Annotated in this window: 14 protein-coding genes; 7 read left to right on the plus strand and 7 right to left on the minus strand. The window is 72.0% G+C overall.

Features of this window, described 5'->3' with window-relative positions; translation table 11 throughout:
- The first annotated feature begins 14 nt into the window (after positions 1–14).
- Both QC282_RS08885 and QC282_RS08890 read left to right on the plus strand, forming a co-directional pair.
- Positions 15–809, plus strand: a complete 795-nt coding sequence (locus tag QC282_RS08885; protein WP_279548702.1) for a helix-turn-helix transcriptional regulator — start codon at positions 15–17, stop codon at positions 807–809.
- Positions 802–1,023, plus strand: coding sequence for a DUF397 domain-containing protein (locus tag QC282_RS08890; protein WP_279548703.1), 222 nt, complete (start codon positions 802–804; stop codon positions 1,021–1,023). The genes QC282_RS08885 and QC282_RS08890 overlap by 8 nt, the downstream gene beginning before the upstream one ends.
- Positions 1,024–1,079: 56 nt before the next feature.
- Here QC282_RS08890 and QC282_RS08895 read toward each other — a convergent pair whose 3' ends face one another.
- Complete coding sequence (locus tag QC282_RS08895; RefSeq protein WP_279548704.1) at positions 1,080–1,445, minus strand: hypothetical protein; 366 nt, start codon at positions 1,443–1,445, stop codon at positions 1,080–1,082.
- 317 nt (positions 1,446–1,762) lie between these two features.
- On the minus strand, positions 1,763–2,809 hold the full coding sequence (locus tag QC282_RS08900) for a LacI family DNA-binding transcriptional regulator (protein ID WP_279548705.1): 1,047 nt from the start codon (positions 2,807–2,809) through the stop codon (positions 1,763–1,765).
- 378 nt (positions 2,810–3,187) lie between these two features.
- Here QC282_RS08900 and QC282_RS08905 point away from each other — a divergent pair, with 378 nt between their 5' ends.
- The 3 genes from QC282_RS08905 to QC282_RS08915 are packed head-to-tail and all read left to right on the plus strand — an operon-like array spanning position 3,188 to position 6,317.
- The gene (locus QC282_RS08905; RefSeq protein WP_279548706.1) at positions 3,188–4,339 is read left to right on the plus strand and encodes a Gfo/Idh/MocA family oxidoreductase; all 1,152 of its coding nucleotides are present in this window, start codon (positions 3,188–3,190) and stop codon (positions 4,337–4,339) included.
- Positions 4,336–5,490 carry a dihydrodipicolinate synthase family protein gene (locus QC282_RS08910; RefSeq protein WP_279548707.1) on the plus strand — a complete coding sequence of 385 codons (1,155 nt, stop codon included), beginning with the start codon at positions 4,336–4,338 and terminating at the stop codon, positions 5,488–5,490. Before QC282_RS08905 ends, QC282_RS08910 begins: the two co-directional genes overlap by 4 nt.
- Positions 5,491–5,519: 29 nt before the next feature.
- Positions 5,520–6,317: a sugar phosphate isomerase/epimerase gene (locus QC282_RS08915; RefSeq protein ID WP_279548821.1), complete on the plus strand. Its 798-nt coding sequence runs from the start codon at positions 5,520–5,522 to the stop codon at positions 6,315–6,317.
- A gap of 336 nt (positions 6,318–6,653) precedes the next feature.
- On the opposite strand, the gene rbsD is transcribed toward QC282_RS08915, so the two are convergent.
- The 5 genes from rbsD to QC282_RS08940 all read right to left on the minus strand — a co-directional run bounded on the left by rbsD (position 6,654) and on the right by QC282_RS08940 (position 12,608).
- On the minus strand, positions 6,654–7,043 hold the full coding sequence (gene rbsD, locus QC282_RS08920) for a D-ribose pyranase (protein ID WP_279548708.1): 390 nt from the start codon (positions 7,041–7,043) through the stop codon (positions 6,654–6,656).
- Entirely contained in the window at positions 7,040–7,942 is a 903-nt protein-coding gene (locus tag QC282_RS08925; RefSeq protein WP_279548709.1) for a ribokinase, read from the minus strand. Before QC282_RS08925 ends, rbsD begins: the two co-directional genes overlap by 4 nt.
- A gap of 73 nt (positions 7,943–8,015) precedes the next feature.
- Positions 8,016–9,971, minus strand: a complete 1,956-nt coding sequence (locus tag QC282_RS08930) for a substrate-binding domain-containing protein (RefSeq protein WP_279548710.1) — start codon at positions 9,969–9,971, stop codon at positions 8,016–8,018.
- Entirely contained in the window at positions 9,961–11,550 is a 1,590-nt protein-coding gene (locus tag QC282_RS08935) for a sugar ABC transporter ATP-binding protein (RefSeq protein WP_279548711.1), read from the minus strand. Before QC282_RS08935 ends, QC282_RS08930 begins: the two co-directional genes overlap by 11 nt.
- Positions 11,547–12,608 (minus strand): LacI family DNA-binding transcriptional regulator, encoded by a 1,062-nt coding sequence (locus QC282_RS08940; protein WP_279548712.1) that lies wholly within the window; start codon positions 12,606–12,608, stop codon positions 11,547–11,549. The genes QC282_RS08935 and QC282_RS08940 overlap by 4 nt, the downstream gene beginning before the upstream one ends.
- A gap of 98 nt (positions 12,609–12,706) precedes the next feature.
- Between QC282_RS08940 and QC282_RS08945 the strand changes: the two genes are divergently transcribed.
- Both QC282_RS08945 and QC282_RS08950 read left to right on the plus strand, forming a co-directional pair.
- The gene (locus QC282_RS08945; protein ID WP_279548824.1) at positions 12,707–12,922 is read left to right on the plus strand and encodes a hypothetical protein; all 216 of its coding nucleotides are present in this window, start codon (positions 12,707–12,709) and stop codon (positions 12,920–12,922) included.
- 85 nt (positions 12,923–13,007) lie between these two features.
- Positions 13,008–15,275 carry an ATP-dependent RecD-like DNA helicase gene (locus tag QC282_RS08950; RefSeq protein ID WP_279548713.1) on the plus strand — a complete coding sequence of 756 codons (2,268 nt, stop codon included), beginning with the start codon at positions 13,008–13,010 and terminating at the stop codon, positions 15,273–15,275.
- Positions 15,276–15,379 lie beyond the last annotated feature (104 nt).

Raw genomic sequence — 15,379 nt, forward strand, 5'->3', positions numbered from 1 at the left:
CAAGGGAGTTGGCCATGGCCACCACATACGGTGCCTGGCTCAAGCAGCAGCGCGAGGCGGCGGGACTGACACAGCAGCAGCTGGCGGACATGGCGGTGATGACGCGCTCGCACATCGCGCACATCGAGGCGGGGCGGCGGATCCCCTCGAAGGAAGACGCGCGGCGGCTGGACAGGGCGCTGAACACGGGGGATGTGTTGAGCAGTTTTCTGCCCCGAGAAGAGGTGGCTGCCGCCGACTACTTCGAAGCAGTACGGCTGCTTGAACGACAAGCGGTGATGATCAGGGAGTTCGCCCTGTCGTTCGTGCCAGGCATCCTTCAGACGAAGCGGTACGCGCGTGCTGTACTCGGCAAAGCATTCCCTCCGGTGAGCAAGGAGGAATGTGACAGGCGCCTTGTCACACGTCTCGAACGCGCCAGGATCCTCGACGATCCGGTTACGCCCGTAGTGTGGGCCCTTCTCGATGAGGCAGTGCTACGCCGTCCGTTGGGCAGCGCTGACGTCATGGCGGAGCAGCTGGCACACATCGTGCGCCTCGCCGAGGCTGAACGCGTCCGCGTACATGTGATGCCGTTCGACATGGGCTTCCATCCACTGATGGAAAGCATGCTCACCCTGATGTGGTTCGAGGACCAACCGCCGCTGGCGTACGGCGAGGGCCTACGGATGGGCAAACTGCACGACTCCCCGTCCGCTGTTCACGAGTTGCAGAGTCGCTACGATCTGGCGCTGAGCGACGCGCTGTCGCAGCGCGATTCACTTGCCCTGCTGAAGGCAACAGCGAAGGACTACGGACACCATGGCTGACCGAACCATCCGGAACGCTGCCGCACTGAAGGGTTGGCGCAAGTCGTCCCACAGCGGCAGCGAAGCCGGCAGTTGCCTCGAAGTCATAGACACCCACCCTTCCGAGGTCCCGGTCCGCGACTCCAAGACCCCCCGGGGCCCGGCGTTGGTGTTCTCGTCGCAGGGCTGGTCCCGGTTCGTCGCCGCCGTCAAGGGCGGAGACCTGACGGCGTGACGGCCTGACCCCCGGCCACGGCATCGCGAAGACGCACGGACCCGACAGGTCGCCGGTCAGCGGTTCAGGTCCAGCACCCCGACGCCGGGCCGCTCGTACGCGTCGGGCTCGACCGTCGCCACGAGCGCCCCGTCGGGAACCATCACGGTCGGCCGGGCGGCATGGACGGCGGCGGCGACATCGGAGCCGACTCCGTGCCTGCCCAGCTCGGATCGCTCCCGCTGGCCGAGGTTGTCGGTGATGATGTCCGTGTGGCCAACCGCGTCAGCGCTCTCATCTCGGCCTTCGGCGTTCTTGCCTGCACGGTGCTGCTCGCCGGCGCCGTTCGCGAGTACCGCTCCGGGGCATCGGCTCTCTGGGTCGCGGCCGGAGCCGTGTTCTTCGTCAGTGCCCTGTACGCACTCGTACGGGATGTGCGACAACTGCGTGCAGGGCGGGAGACCTGACCAACGGCGCCGATCCGTCGTGTCCTTGGGCCCTGGGTCCGGATGTGCCGTTGACCGGCACGGAGGGGGCGGGGCAGGGCCGTCGCTCCCCGGCCGGGCGCCGAGGCGGGGTGCCCGGCAAGGCGTAGGCCTCCCGCGCGATCCGCGACCACCGGCGCGAGCGCGGAACCCGGGCGGTGATTCCCGTTCCGGCGGATCGGCGGAGCCGCGGATCGGCGGAGCCGTCGGCTGTGCCGCGGCGGCCCGGACGACCGCTCGCCCGACTTTCCGCCCGGTGATCCGACAGGCGCCGCCTAACTCCGCGGCCTTCCCGTGGACCCCCGAACCATCAACTCTCCCCGCACCGTCGCGATGTTCCCGGGCGGCGCCTCCTCGCGGCCCATGGCGATGCGGCCCGCGCGGGCGCCCGCCTCGGCCAGGGGGAGGCGGACCGTCGTCAGGGACGGCACCGCGTCGATGCTGAACGGCAGGTCGTCGAAGCCGGCCACGGACACGTCGTCCGGGATGCGCAGCCCCGAGTCCCGCAGGGCCGCGCACGCGCCGAGCGCGACGGAGTCGTTCGCCGCGACCACGGCCGTCAACGACGCGTCGCGGCGCAGCAGTTCGAGGGTCGCCTCGTAGCCGGACCGCCGGTCGTAGCTGCCGTGCACGGTCCAGCGCGGGTCGTCCTCGATGCCGTGCGCGGCGAGCGCGGCGCGGTGGCCCTCCAGCCGGTGGCGCGTGGTCGTGCGCTCCTCCGGGCCGGCGATGTAGCCGAGCCGCCGGTGACCGAGCCGGATGAGGTGCTCGGTCAGTTCCTGCCCGCCGCCGCGGTTGTCGAAGGTCAGCGCGATCGCCGCGGTGTCCGGCGCGGGCGGCCGGCCGCACAGCACGACCCGTGTCCCGGCGTCCGCCAGCTTGCGCAGCTTCGCCGCGACGGCCGCCTTGTGCGCCGCGTTCTCCAGGGCCCCGCCGGTCAGCACGACCGCCGCCGCGCGCTGCCGCTGGAGCAGGGTGAGGTAGGTCAGTTCGCGCTCGGGGGAGCCGCCCGTGTTGCACACGACCGCGAGCCGCTCGCCGCCCGCCCGGCCGCCGGGGCCGCCGATCTCGCCCTGGATGGCGCCGGCCATGATCCCGAAGAACGGGTCCGCGATGTCGTTGACGAGGATGCCGACCAGGTCGGAGGTGGCGGCGGCCAGCGCGCTCGCGGGGCCGTTCAGCACGTAGTCCAGCTCGTCGACCGCCTTCAGCACCCGCTCGCGGGTGGAGGCCGCCACGGGATAGTTCCCGTTCAGCACGCGCGACACCGTCGCGGGGGAGACCTGCGCGCGGGCCGCCACGTCCGCCAGGGTCACCGTCATGTCCTCGTCCTCCGCCTCGCGCGTTCGTCGTCGGCCGCTGCGACCGTCCGAAGTCGGCCGACGGGCACGCAGGTACGCCGTCGACAGAGGAGACGCGTCCGCGCGTCCGGCCGTTGCCCGGCCCGCGGTCGCCCTCCTCGCGTCCGCGCCCGTGCAGACCCTAAGGCCCCCGGCCCTCGCTGTTCGTCCCCTCGAACAACTCGTCTCCCGACGCGGTCTTGTCCAGACCGCTGTTCAGAGGCTAGCTTCTCTACACATAGAAAGCGCTTGCTGTAACGCTCACCAGTGAAACCGAGCGATCTGCGCACGGATCGGCGGGCAGCCGGCGCGTGACGGACGGGCCCCGGTGGAGCCGGTGGCGCCTATGAAGGGAATGACGTGACACGCAAGACGGTGCGTATCGCCATGAACGGCGTGACCGGGCGCATGGGCTACCGCCAGCACCTGGTCCGCTCCATCCTGGCCCTCCGTGAACAGGGCGGCCTCGACCTCGGCGACGGCACCGTGCTGTGGCCGGAGCCGATCCTGGTCGGCCGCCGCGAGCACGCGCTCAGGGCACTGGCCGAGCAGCACGGCCTGGAGCACGTCTCGACGGACCTGGGCGCGGTCCTCGCCGACGAGACGGTCGACATCTACTTCGACGCGCAGGTCACCTCCGCCCGTGAGGAGGCCATCCGGAAAGCGATCTCCGCGGGCAAGCACATCTACACCGAGAAGCCCACGGCCACCGGCCTCGACGGCGCCCTGGAGCTCGCCCGCCTCGCGAACGCGGCCGGCGTCAAGCACGGCGTCGTCCAGGACAAGCTGTTCCTGCCCGGCCTGCTCAAGCTGAAGCGGCTCATCGACGGCGGCTTCTTCGGCCGCATCCTGTCCGTGCGCGGCGAGTTCGGCTACTGGGTCTTCGAGGGCGACTGGCAGGACGCCCAGCGCCCGTCGTGGAACTACCGCGCGGAGGACGGCGGCGGCATCGTCGTCGACATGTTCCCGCACTGGGAGTACGTGCTGCACGAGCTGTTCGGCCGCGTGAAGTCCGTGCAGGCCCTCACCGCCACCCACATCCCGCAGCGCTGGGACGAGAACGGCAAGCCCTACGACGCCACCGCCGACGACGCCGCCTACGGCGTCTTCGAGCTCGACGGCGGCGCGATCGCGCAGATCAACTCCTCCTGGGCCGTGCGCGTCAACCGAGACGAACTCGTCGAGTTCCAGGTCGACGGCACCGAGGGCTCCGCCGTCGCGGGCCTGCGCAACTGCCGCGTCCAGCACCGCTCGGCCACCCCCAAGCCGGTCTGGAACCCGGACATCCCCGCCACCGAGGTCTTCCGCGACCAGTGGCAGGAGGTCCCGGACAACGCCGAGTTCGACAACGGCTTCAAGGCCCAGTGGGAGCTGTTCCTCAGGCACGTCTACGCCGACGCCCCCTACCACTGGGACCTGCTCGCCGGTGCCCGCGGCGTCCAGCTCGCCGAACTGGGCCTGAAGTCCTCGGCCGAGGGCCGCCGCCTCGACGTACCGGAGATCTCGCTGTGACGATCCGACTGCCCGACGCGAGCGGCGACCTGCGGACCTACGAGCCCCGCACCGAACCCCTGGCCGTCACCCCGGGAAGCGGCTTCACGTCCCGTACGGTCTACTCCGCCGCGCACGTCGTCGCCGACCCATTCGCCGACGTCACGCCCGACTCGCCCGCCGCCGTCGACTGGGACGCCACCCTCGCCTTCCGCCGCCACCTGTGGTCGCACGGCCTCGGGGTGGCCGAGGCCATGGACACCGCCCAGCGCGGCATGGGCCTGGACTGGACCGGCGCGGCCGAGCTCATCCGGCGCAGCGCCGCCGAGGCCAAGGCGGTCGGCGGCCTGATCGCCTGCGGCGTCGGCACCGACCAGCTGACCGGCCCGGCGCCCCTCGCCGAGGTCCGCGCCGCCTACGAGGAGCAGCTCGCGCTCGTCGAGGAGTCCGGCGCCAAGGCCATCCTGATGGCCTCCCGCGCCCTCGCCGCCGCGGCCCGGGGCCCCGAGGACTACCTGGAGGTCTACGGCCACCTGCTGCGCCAGGCCGCCGAACCGGTGATCCTGCACTGGCTCGGCCCCATGTTCGACCCGGCGCTGGAGGGCTACTGGGGCTCGGCCGACCTGGACGCGGCCACCGGCACCTTCCTGGAGGTCATCGCCGCGCACCCCGACAAGGTCGACGGCGTCAAGATCTCCCTGCTGGACGCCCGGCGCGAGGTGGACCTGCGCCGCAGGCTCCCCGAGGGGGTGCGCTGCTACACCGGCGACGACTTCAACTACCCCGAGCTGATCGCCGGCGACGACCGGGGCTTCAGCCACGCCCTGCTCGGCATCTTCGACCCGCTCGGCCCGCTGGCCGCACAGGCGGTCCGCGTCCTCGACACCGGCGACACACCGGGCTTCCGCGCGCTCCTCGACCCCACGGTCGAGCTCTCCCGGCACCTGTTCCAGGCCCCCACCCGCTTCTACAAGACCGGCGTGGTCTTCCTGGCCTGGCTCGCCGGTCACCAGGAGCACTTCACGATGGTCGGCGGCCTGCAGTCGGCCCGCTCCCTGCCGCACTTCACCCGCGCCTACGAACTCGCCGACGGCCTGGGCCTGTTCCCCGACCCGAAGCTCGCCGAGGAACGGATGAAGAACCTGCTCGGCCTGTACGGAGTGACACAGTGAACGGACTCGAACGCTTCTCGATCAACCAGATGACGGTGAAGCAGCTGTCGATGCCCGAACTGGCCGAGGCCTGCGGCCGGCTGGGCGTCCGCAACGTCGGCCTGTGGCGCGAACCGGTCCAGTCGTACGGCCTGGAGGCCACGGCGAAACTGGTCCGGGACGCCGGTCTGACCGTCACGACGCTGTGCCGGGGCGGCTTCCTCACCGCGATCGACCCCGGGGAGCGGGCACGCGCCCTGGACGACAACCGGCGGGCCGTCGACGAGGCGGCCACGCTCGGCACGGACACCCTGGTCCTCGTCTCGGGCGGCCTCCCGGCCGGGTCCAGGGACCTGCGCGGTGCCCGGGAACGCATCGCCGACGCCCTGGCCGAGCTCGGGCCCTACGCGCAGCGGCACGGCGTGAAGCTGGCCATCGAGCCGCTGCACCCGATGTTCGCCTCCGACCGCTGCGTGGTCTCCACCCTCGCCCAGGCCCTGGACCTCGCCGAGCGCTTCCCGGCCGAGCAGGTCGGCGTCACCGTCGACACGTACCACGTCTGGTGGGACGACCGGGCCCCGGAACAGATCGCCCGCGCTGGCGCCGGCGGGCGCATCCACACCTTCCAGCTCGCCGACTGGACGACCCCGCTGCCCGAGGGTGTCCTCAACGGCCGCGGCCAGATCGGCGACGGCGCGATCGACATGCGCGAATGGAAGGGCTACGTGGAGGCGGCCGGCTACACCGGCGCCATCGAGGTCGAACTCTTCAACGACGACCTGTGGGCCCGGGACGGCCGGGAGGTCCTCGCAGAGACGGCGGCGCGGTTCGTGGCGCACGCGGCCTGAAACCCGCAGGCCGGCGGGCGGATCGGGGCCGCTGGAAAAAACTTCCGGCGAGCGTGCAACCCTTCCCGCGCATCGTGGGTCGTACAGGGCATCAGAACCCCTGACGGGGGAGATCTGGGGGGATCCAGGCGGTTCTGAGGGAGGGGAAAGCCAGGAGGGCCCGGTCTCGCGACCGGGCTCTTTTGGCTTGCGCGCGACCGGGCCCGCGCGACCGGGCCCATTCGGCTTGCGCGCCGGGCCCTGCGCGGACTCCGGTCGGACTCCGGACGACCTCCGACCTGACTCCGGTCGGGCAGCGGTCGGACTCCGGTCGGGCAGCGGTCGGACCCGTGGGTGTCAGAAGAACACGCCGCACCTGAGCAGGACGTTCGCGTACGGCCGCGCCTCGCCGGTGCGGACGATCAGGCGCGCGCCGGCCGACAGTTCCTTCAGGCGCTCGTGCGGGACGAGGTCCAGCGCCGGCAGCCGGGCGTCGAGCAGCGCCGCCGCCTCCGGGTTCGCCGCGCGGACCTCGGTTGCCGCCGTCGCCCCCTCCACCACCAGCTCCGCCAGCAGACCGTCCAGCACCTCCGCGAAGGACGGCACCCCGGCCCGGAACGCCAGGTCCACCAGGTGCGGCCCGTCCGGGACGGGCATGCCGACGTCGCACACCAGCACCCCGTCGCCGTGCCCCAGCCCGGCCAGCGCCCCGGCCAGACGCCGGTTGAGTATCCCGGCCCGCTTCACCCGGCCGCCACCTCCGCCGCCGTCGGGAACGACTCCTGCGCGCCCCGCTTCGTCACGGCCGCCGCCCCGACCCGCGCCGCGTACGCCGCCGCGTCGGCCAGGGACGCGCCCGCCCCGAGCCGCCAGGCCAGCGCCGCCGTGAACGCGTCACCCGCGCCCGTCGTGTCGACCGCCTCCACCGGCACCGCCGGCACCCGGGCCGTGCCGCCCGCGTCGGCCACCAGAGCGCCCCGCGCGCCCAGCGTCACCACCACCGAGCGCGGTCCCTTCGCCAGCAGGACGCGTGCCCAGTCCTCCGGGGTGTCCCCGGCAGCGGCCCCGCCCAGGATGACCTTCGCCTCGTGCTCGTTGACGATCAGCGGGTCGCAGGCCGCCAGCACCTCCGTCGGCAGCGGGCGCGGCGGCGACGGGTTCAGCACGAAACGGCTGCCCGGGGCCAGCGCCCGCACCACCTCCCGCACCGTCTCCAGCGGGATCTCCAGCTGCGTCGACACCACCCGCGAGGCGTGGAACAGGCTCCCGGCGGCCCGTACGTCGTCCGGCGTGAGCCGGCCGTTGGCGCCCGGCGAGACGACGATGCTGTTGTCGCCCGACGGGTCGACCGTGATCAGCGCCACGCCGGTCGGCGCACCGCCGACCAGGACGCCCACCGTGTCCACGCCGGCCGCCCGCTGCGAGTCCAGCAGCAGCCTGCCGTGCGCGTCGTCGCCGACCCGGGCCAGCAGGGCCGTACTGGCCCCCAGCCGGGCGGCGGCGACCGCCTGGTTCGCGCCCTTGCCGCCCGGGTGGACGGCCAGGTCGGAGCCGAGCACCGTCTCGCCCGCCGCCGGGCGCCGCTCGACGCCGATCACCAGGTCGGCGTTGGCCGACCCCACGACCAGGAGGTCGTAGTCGTACATGAATTGGCTCCCCACGTGAGTGACCCGTGGCGGGCGGCCACACCGTCGTGGCCGCCCGCCCGCTGACCGGTCGTCAGCCGCCGAACCCGGCCACGTTCTCCTTCGTGACCACCTTCACCGGCACCTTGACCGTCTCGCCGACCTTCTCGTCCTCGGCCGCCCGCAGCGCGTTGGCCACGGCGATCCTGCCGAGCTCCCGCGGCACCTGCGCGACGGACGCGTACAGCGTGCCCGCCTCGACCGCCTTGAGGCCGTCAGGCGTGCCGTCGAAGCCGACGACCTGGACCGACCTGCCGGCCTTCGAACCGAGGGCCTTGATCGCGCCGAGCGCCATCTCGTCGTTCTCCGCGAAGACGCCGTCGACGTGCGGGTGGGCCTGGAGCAGGTTCGTCATCACGTCGAGGCCCTTGGTGCGGTCGAAGTCCGCGGGCTGCCTGGCGACGACCTTGATGCCCGGGTACTCCTTCAGCCCTTCGGCGAAGCCCGCGCCGCGCTCCCGGCTGGCGGAGGTGCCGGCCTGGCCCTGGAGGATGACGATGGTGCCCTTGCCGCCGAGCTTCTCGGCCAGCGCCCTGGCGCCCTGCCGGCCGCCCGCCACGTTGTCGGAGGCGACCAGGGCGGCCGTGTCGGCCTTGTTGACGCCCCGGTCGACGGCGACGACGGGGATGCCGGCCTTGTTCGCGGAGCGCACCGAGGGGCCCGCCGCGTCCGAGTCCACCGGGTTGACGACGATCGCGGAGAGGCCGCCGCTGGTGAAGTTCTGCAACTGGTTGGCCTGCTGCGAGGCGTCGTTCTGCGCGTCCGTCACCGTCAGGTCCACGCCCAGCCTCTTTGCCTCGGCCTCGGCGCCGTCCCGGATCTGCACGAAGAACGGGTTGTTCAGCGTCGACAGGGACAGGCCCACCTTCTGGGTCTTCGCCGTCGAGGAGCCGTTGTGCAGGAAGGACATCGCGCCGACGACGGCCACCGCGACCACGGCCGCGATCACGTACGTCGCCGCCTGCCGCCCCTTGCCGCCCGGCGTCCCCGCCCCGGCCGCCACGGGAGTGGCCCCGGCCTTGCGCCGCACCGTGTCCAGCAGCACCGCCAGGGCGATCACCACACCGATGACGACCTGCTGCCAGAACGCGGACACCGAAAGGAGGTTGAGGCCGTTGCGCAGCACCGCCAGGATCAGCGCGCCGATCAGCGTGCCCGAGGCCTTGCCGGTGCCGCCCGCGAGCGAGGCACCGCCGATGACGACGGCCGCGATCGCGTCCAGCTCGTAGCCCTGGGCGGCCTGCGGCTGCGCGGAGGACAGCCGGGCGGCGAGCACGATGCCCGCGGCGGCGGCGAACAGACCCGACAGGGCGTAGATGACGAGCTTCTGCCTCTTCACCCGCAGCCCGGACAGCCGGGCCGCCTCCTCGTTGCCGCCGATGGCGTACATCGAACGCCCGATGTACGTCCGGCCCAGCACGAACGCCGTGAGCAGCCCGAGGGCGACCATCACGAGCACCGGCACCGGCAGCCACCCGCCGAGCGTGTCGCCGAGGTGCGAGACGGAGTCCGGGAAGGGGATCGGGGAGCCCTGCGAGATCACCAGCGACAGCCCGCGCGCCACGGACAGCATGGCCAGCGTCGCGATGAACGGCGGCAGTTTGCCGTACGACACGAGGAAGCCGTTGACCAGGCCGCAGGCGATGCCCGTGGCGACGGCCAGGACGACCGCCAGCGCCACCGGCACCCCGGCCGACGTCGCGCTCCACGCCAGGACGGTCGCCGACAGGGCGGCGACGGAGCCGACCGACAGGTCGATGCCCGCCGAGACGATCACGAAGGTGACGCCGAACGCGAGGATCGCCGTCACGGCGGCCTGGACGCCGATGTTGAGCAGGTTGTCCGCCGTCAGGAAGTCGCCGGACAGCGCCGACATCGCGACGACGAGGACGATGAGCGCGGTGAGCGCGCCGTTGTCGAGCAGCAGGCGGCGCAGGCCGCCCGAGGCGCCACGCGCGCCCGCGGAGCTCTTGAGCGTGTCAGTGGCCACGGGTGGCCTCCCCTTCCGTCGTTCCGGTCACTGCGGTTTGTTCGGCTTCTTCGGTTTCTTCGGCTTCTCCGGCCTCTTCGGCCGTGGTGGCGGGTGCGCTGACGGCGAGTGCCATCACGGCGTCCTGCGTGGCCTCGTCCGCGGCGAGTTCACCCGCGATCCGGCCCTGCGCCATCACCAGCACCCGGTCGCTCATGCCGAGCACCTCGGGCAGATCGCTGGAGATCATCAGGACGGCGGCCCCGGCGGCCGTCAGCTCGTTGACGAGCTGGTAGATCTCGACCTTGGCGCCGACGTCGATACCGCGCGTCGGCTCGTCGAGGATGAGCACCCGGGTGTCCGCCAGCAGCCATTTTCCGATGACGACCTTCTGCTGGTTGCCGCCGGACAGCGTGCGCACGTGCTGACCGAGCCCGGCCATCCGCACCCCGAGCTGCCCGGCGATCCGCCCGGCCGCCTCCCGCTGGCCCTTCAGGTCGACGAGCCCCGCGCGCGTGGCCGAACGCAGCGTCACCAGACCGAGGTTCTCCTCGACGGACGCGTCCAGCACCAGCCCCTGGCCCTTGCGGTCCTCGGGGACGAGCCCGACACCGGCCGCCATCGCGGCGTTCACGTCGTGCCGCCGCAGCGGCCTGCCGCCGACCCGCACGGCACCCCGGTCGTAGGGATCGGCGCCGAACACGGCCCGGACGACCTCCGTGCGCCCGGCGCCCACGAGCCCCGCGATGCCGACGACCTCACCGGCCCGCACCTCGAAACTCACGTCGTGGAACACGCCGTCGCGCGTCAGCCCGTCCACCTTCAGCAGCGCCTCACCGGCAGCCGCCCGCTCCCGCGGGTACTGCTGCTCGATGGACCGCCCCACCATGAGCCGTACGAGTTCGTCCTCGGACGCGGTCGCGGGGACCCGCCCGACACTGCGCCCGTCCCGGATCACGGTGACGCGGTCGCCGAGAGCGGCGATCTCCTCCAGGTGGTGCGTGATGAAGACGATCCCGACGCCGTCCTCGCGCAGCTTGCGCACGATGGCGAACAGCTTCTCGACCTCCTCGGAGGTGAGCACGGCGGTCGGCTCGTCCATGATCAGCACACGCGCGTTCAGACTGAGCGCCTTGGCGATCTCGACCATCTGGAGCCGCGCGATGCCGAGTTCACGCACGCGCGCGCGTGGCGGCACGTTCACCCCGACCCGCTCCAGCAGGACGGCGGCCTCGGCCTCCATCCGCTTCCGGTCGATCATCCCGAAGCGGCGCGGCTGCCGGCCCAGGAAGATGTTCTCGGCGACGGTCAGATCGGGAACCAGGTTGAACTCCTGGTAGATCGTGGCGATCCCGAGGCGCTCGGAGTCCTGCGCACCACTGATGCGCACCTCCTGACCGCCGACGAGAATCCGCCCGGCGTCGGGCGTGTACGCGCCGGAGAGCATCTTGATGAGGGTGCTCTTGCCGGCGCCGTTCTCACCGAGCAGCACATGCACCTCGCCCCGGCGCAGCTCGAAGTCGACGCCGTCGAGCGCCACCACGCCGGGAAAGGTCTTGCGGATGCCCTCGATGCGCAGCAACTCGTCCGGGTCGCTCACGACGTACTCCTTCGTACGGGGGACGGGGGTTCGGGGGGCCGAGGCACGGGGGACGCGGGCGCGCCGGGGTTCTCCCCGCAGGAGCGGCGCACGACGAGCCGGGCGGGGAGGGTGACGGACGCGCCGGCCCGCCCCTCGACGCGGTCGACCAGCGCGCGCACGGCGGCACGCCCCAGCTCGCCCGTGGGCTGGGAAATGGCGGTGACCGGGGGATCGGTGTGCACGAACCACGGGATGTCGTCGAACGCGGCGAGTCCGATGTCGTCGGGCACCCGCATGCCCCGCGCCCGGATCGCGTCGAGGGCGCCGAGCGCCATCAGGTTGTCGGCGGCGAAGACGACCTCGGGCGGCTCGGGCAGCGCGAGAAACCCCTCGGTGACCCGCCGCCCGCTCTCGGTCTGGAAGTCGCCCTGGCCGACGTAACCGGCGGGCAGGTCGAGCCCGTACGCGCCCAGCGCCTCCCGGAAGGCCTCGACGCGCTCGCGTCCGGTCGTGGTCGCCGCCGGTCCCGCGATGATCGCGAGCCGCCGGTGCCCGAGCCCGTGCAGGTGCGCGACGAGATCCCGCACGGCGGCCCGCCCGTCCGAGCGGACGACGGGCACGTCCACGCCGGGAATCCACCGGTCGACGAAGACCATCGGCGTCCCGGCCCGCGCGGCGTCCAGCATCAGCGGGGAGCCGCCGTCGGTGGGCGAGACGAGCAGTCCGTCGATGCGCCGGTCCAGCAGGGTCCGCACGTGGTGGTCCTGGAGATCGGGCCGCTCGTCGGCGTTGCCGATGATCACGCTGTACCCGAGCGAGCGCGCCTCCTCCTCCACGGACCGCGCGAGGGCGGTGAAGTACGGGTTGAGCACGTCGCTGATGACGAGACCGAGGGTGCGGGTCTGGTCGGTCCGCAGGGAACGGGCGACGGCGTTCGGCCGGTAGCCCAGCGTCTCGACGGCGGCCAGCACACGCGTGCGCGCGTCTGCGCTGACCGACGGATGGTCGTTCAGGACACGCGACACGGTGGCCACGGACAACCCGGCCGCCGCGGCGACGTCCTTGATGCTCGCCATCGCCGTTCCACCTCCTCGTGGAATCGATTACACGGAGGATTGGAATCGATTACACGGCCGAAAACAACCCCTGAACGGCCCCCTGAAACCGGATCGTGATGATCCGCTCCGACCGGCTGCGCTGCCGGTCGAGCGACACGCTCACGACGGACGACGTGCGGGACATCGTGCGAGCCCAGGCCGACGAACGCCTGGCAGCCGCGGCCCGGCTGACCGCACCGGCCCACGCCGACCGGGCCGCACGACTGCGGGCGGAGGCGGTGGTGCTGCTGCTGGAGGGGGACGGCACGACGGCGGACTTGGCCGGGGGGTAAGGGGCGGGGCCGTGTCTCGGGGCCCGGGGCGCATCCGTTCCCGACCGGCACCGCCCATGTCGGTGCCCACCGGTACCGTCGGATCATGGCGAATCAGGCGGACGCCGGCACGGGCGGTGAGCGGCGGACGACCGTGCTCGAAGGGGTTCTGGAGCGCATCACGTACGCCAACGAGGAGAACGGCTACACGGTCGCCCGGGTCGACACCGGCAGGGGCGGCGGCGATCTCCTCACGGTCGTCGGCGCGCTGCTCGGCGCGCAGGTGGGGGAGTCCCTGCGCATGGAGGGGCGCTGGGGGTCCCACCCGCAGTACGGCAAGCAGTTCCACGTGGAGAACTACACGACCGTCCTCCCGGCCACCGTCCAGGGCATCCGGCGCTATCTCGGCTCCGGCCTCGTCAAGGGCATCGGACCGGTCTTCGCCGACCGCATCACGCAGCACTTCGGCACCGACACCCTCCGCGTCATCGAGGAGGAGCCCAAGCGCCTGATCGAGGTGCCCGGCCTCGGCCCCAAGCGCACCAAGAAGATCGCCGACGCCTGGGAGGAACAGAAGGCGATCAAGGAGGTCATGCTCTTCCTCCAGACCGTGGAGGTGTCCACGTCGATCGCCGTCCGGATCTACAAGAAGTACGGCGACGCCTCGATCTCCGTCGTCAAGAACCAGCCCTACCGGCTGGCCTCCGACGTCTGGGGCATCGGCTTCCTCACCGCCGACAGGATCGCCCAGTCCGTCGGCATCCCGCACGACAGCCCGGAGCGTGTGAAGGCGGGCCTGCAGTACGCCCTGTCCCAGGCCACCGACCAGGGCAACTGCTATCTCCCCGAGGAGCAGCTGATCAAGGACGCGGTGAAGCTGCTCCAGGTCGACACGGGCCTGGTCATCGAGTGCCTGGCCGAACTGGCCGCGCCCCCGGAGGACGGCTCCGACCCCGGTGTCGTACGGGAGAAGGTCCCGGGACCGGACGGCGGCGGCGCCCCCGTCACCGCGATCTACCTCGTCCCCTTCCACCGCGCCGAACTCTCCCTCGCCGCCCAGCTGTTGCGCCTGCTGCGCACCGACGAGGACCGGATGCCCGGCTTCCGGGACGTGGCCTGGGACAAGGCGCTGGCCTGGCTGAAGGGCCGTACGGGCGCCGATCTCGCGCCCGAGCAGGAGGCGGCCGTCAAACTCGCGCTGACGGAGAAGGTCGCCGTCCTCACCGGCGGCCCCGGCTGCGGCAAGTCCTTCACGGTCCGCTCGATCGTGGAACTGGCCCGCGCGAAGCAGGCCAAGGTGGTGCTCGCCGCCCCCACCGGTCGCGCCGCCAAGCGCCTGGCCGAGCTGACCGGCGCCGAGGCCTCCACCGTCCACCGCCTGCTGGAGCTGAAGCCAGGCGGCGACGCGGCGTACGACAAGGACCGGCCGCTGGACGCCGACCTGGTGGTGGTCGACGAGGCGTCCATGCTGGACCTGCTGCTCGCCAACAAGCTGGTCAAGGCCGTACCGCCGGGCGCCCATCTGCTGTTCGTCGGCGACGTGGACCAGCTGCCCAGCGTCGGCGCGGGCGAGGTGCTGCGGGACCTGCTGGCCGACGGCAGCCCGGTCCCGGCCGTCCGCCTCACGCGCGTGTTCCGCCAGGCCCAGCAGTCCGGCGTGGTCACCAACGCGCACCGGATCAACGCCGGGCAGCATCCGCTGACGGACGGCATGAAGGACTTCTTCCTCTTCGTCGAGGACGACACGGAGGAGGCCGGGCGCCTCACGGTGGACGTGGCGGCACGTCGTATTCCGGCCAGGTTCGGCCTCGACCCGCGCCGTGACGTCCAGGTGCTGGCGCCGATGCACCGGGGACCCGCGGGCGCCGGCACGCTCAACGGCCTGCTCCAGCAGGCGGTGACGCCCGCGCGCCCGGACCTGCCGGAGAAGCGGTTCGGCGGCCGGGTCTTCCGCGTCGGCGACAAGGTCACCCAGATCCGCAACAATTACGAGAAGGGGAAGAACGGTGTCTTCAACGGCACCGTGGGCGTGGTCACCTCACTCGATCCGGTCGACCAGCGCCTCACGGTGCTGACGGACGAGGACGAGGAGGTGCCGTACGAATTCGACGAACTGGACGAGCTGGCGCACGCCTACGCCGTGACGATCCACCGCTCCCAGGGCAGTGAGTACCCGGCCGTGGTCATCCCCGTCACCACGGGCGCGTGGATGATGCTCCAGCGGAACCTGCTGTACACGGCGGTCACGCGCGCGAAGAAACTCGTCGTCCTGGTCGGTTCGCGCAAGGCGATCGGACAGGCGGTGCGCACGGTGTCGGCGGGCCGCCGCTGCACGGCCCTGGACCACCGTCTGTCGGCCTCACCGCGCCCCTAGGGTGGCGAACAGCGAAAAATGATCGATCAAATGAGTCGCAAAGGTCACACGGCACTTCCGGAACCGGAAAACAGGGGGCAGGATGAGCAAGTTGGCGGCACTGA

It is taken from the genome of Streptomyces sp. DH24 (assembly GCF_029813775.1).
GTDB lineage: Bacteria > Actinomycetota > Actinomycetes > Streptomycetales > Streptomycetaceae > Streptomyces.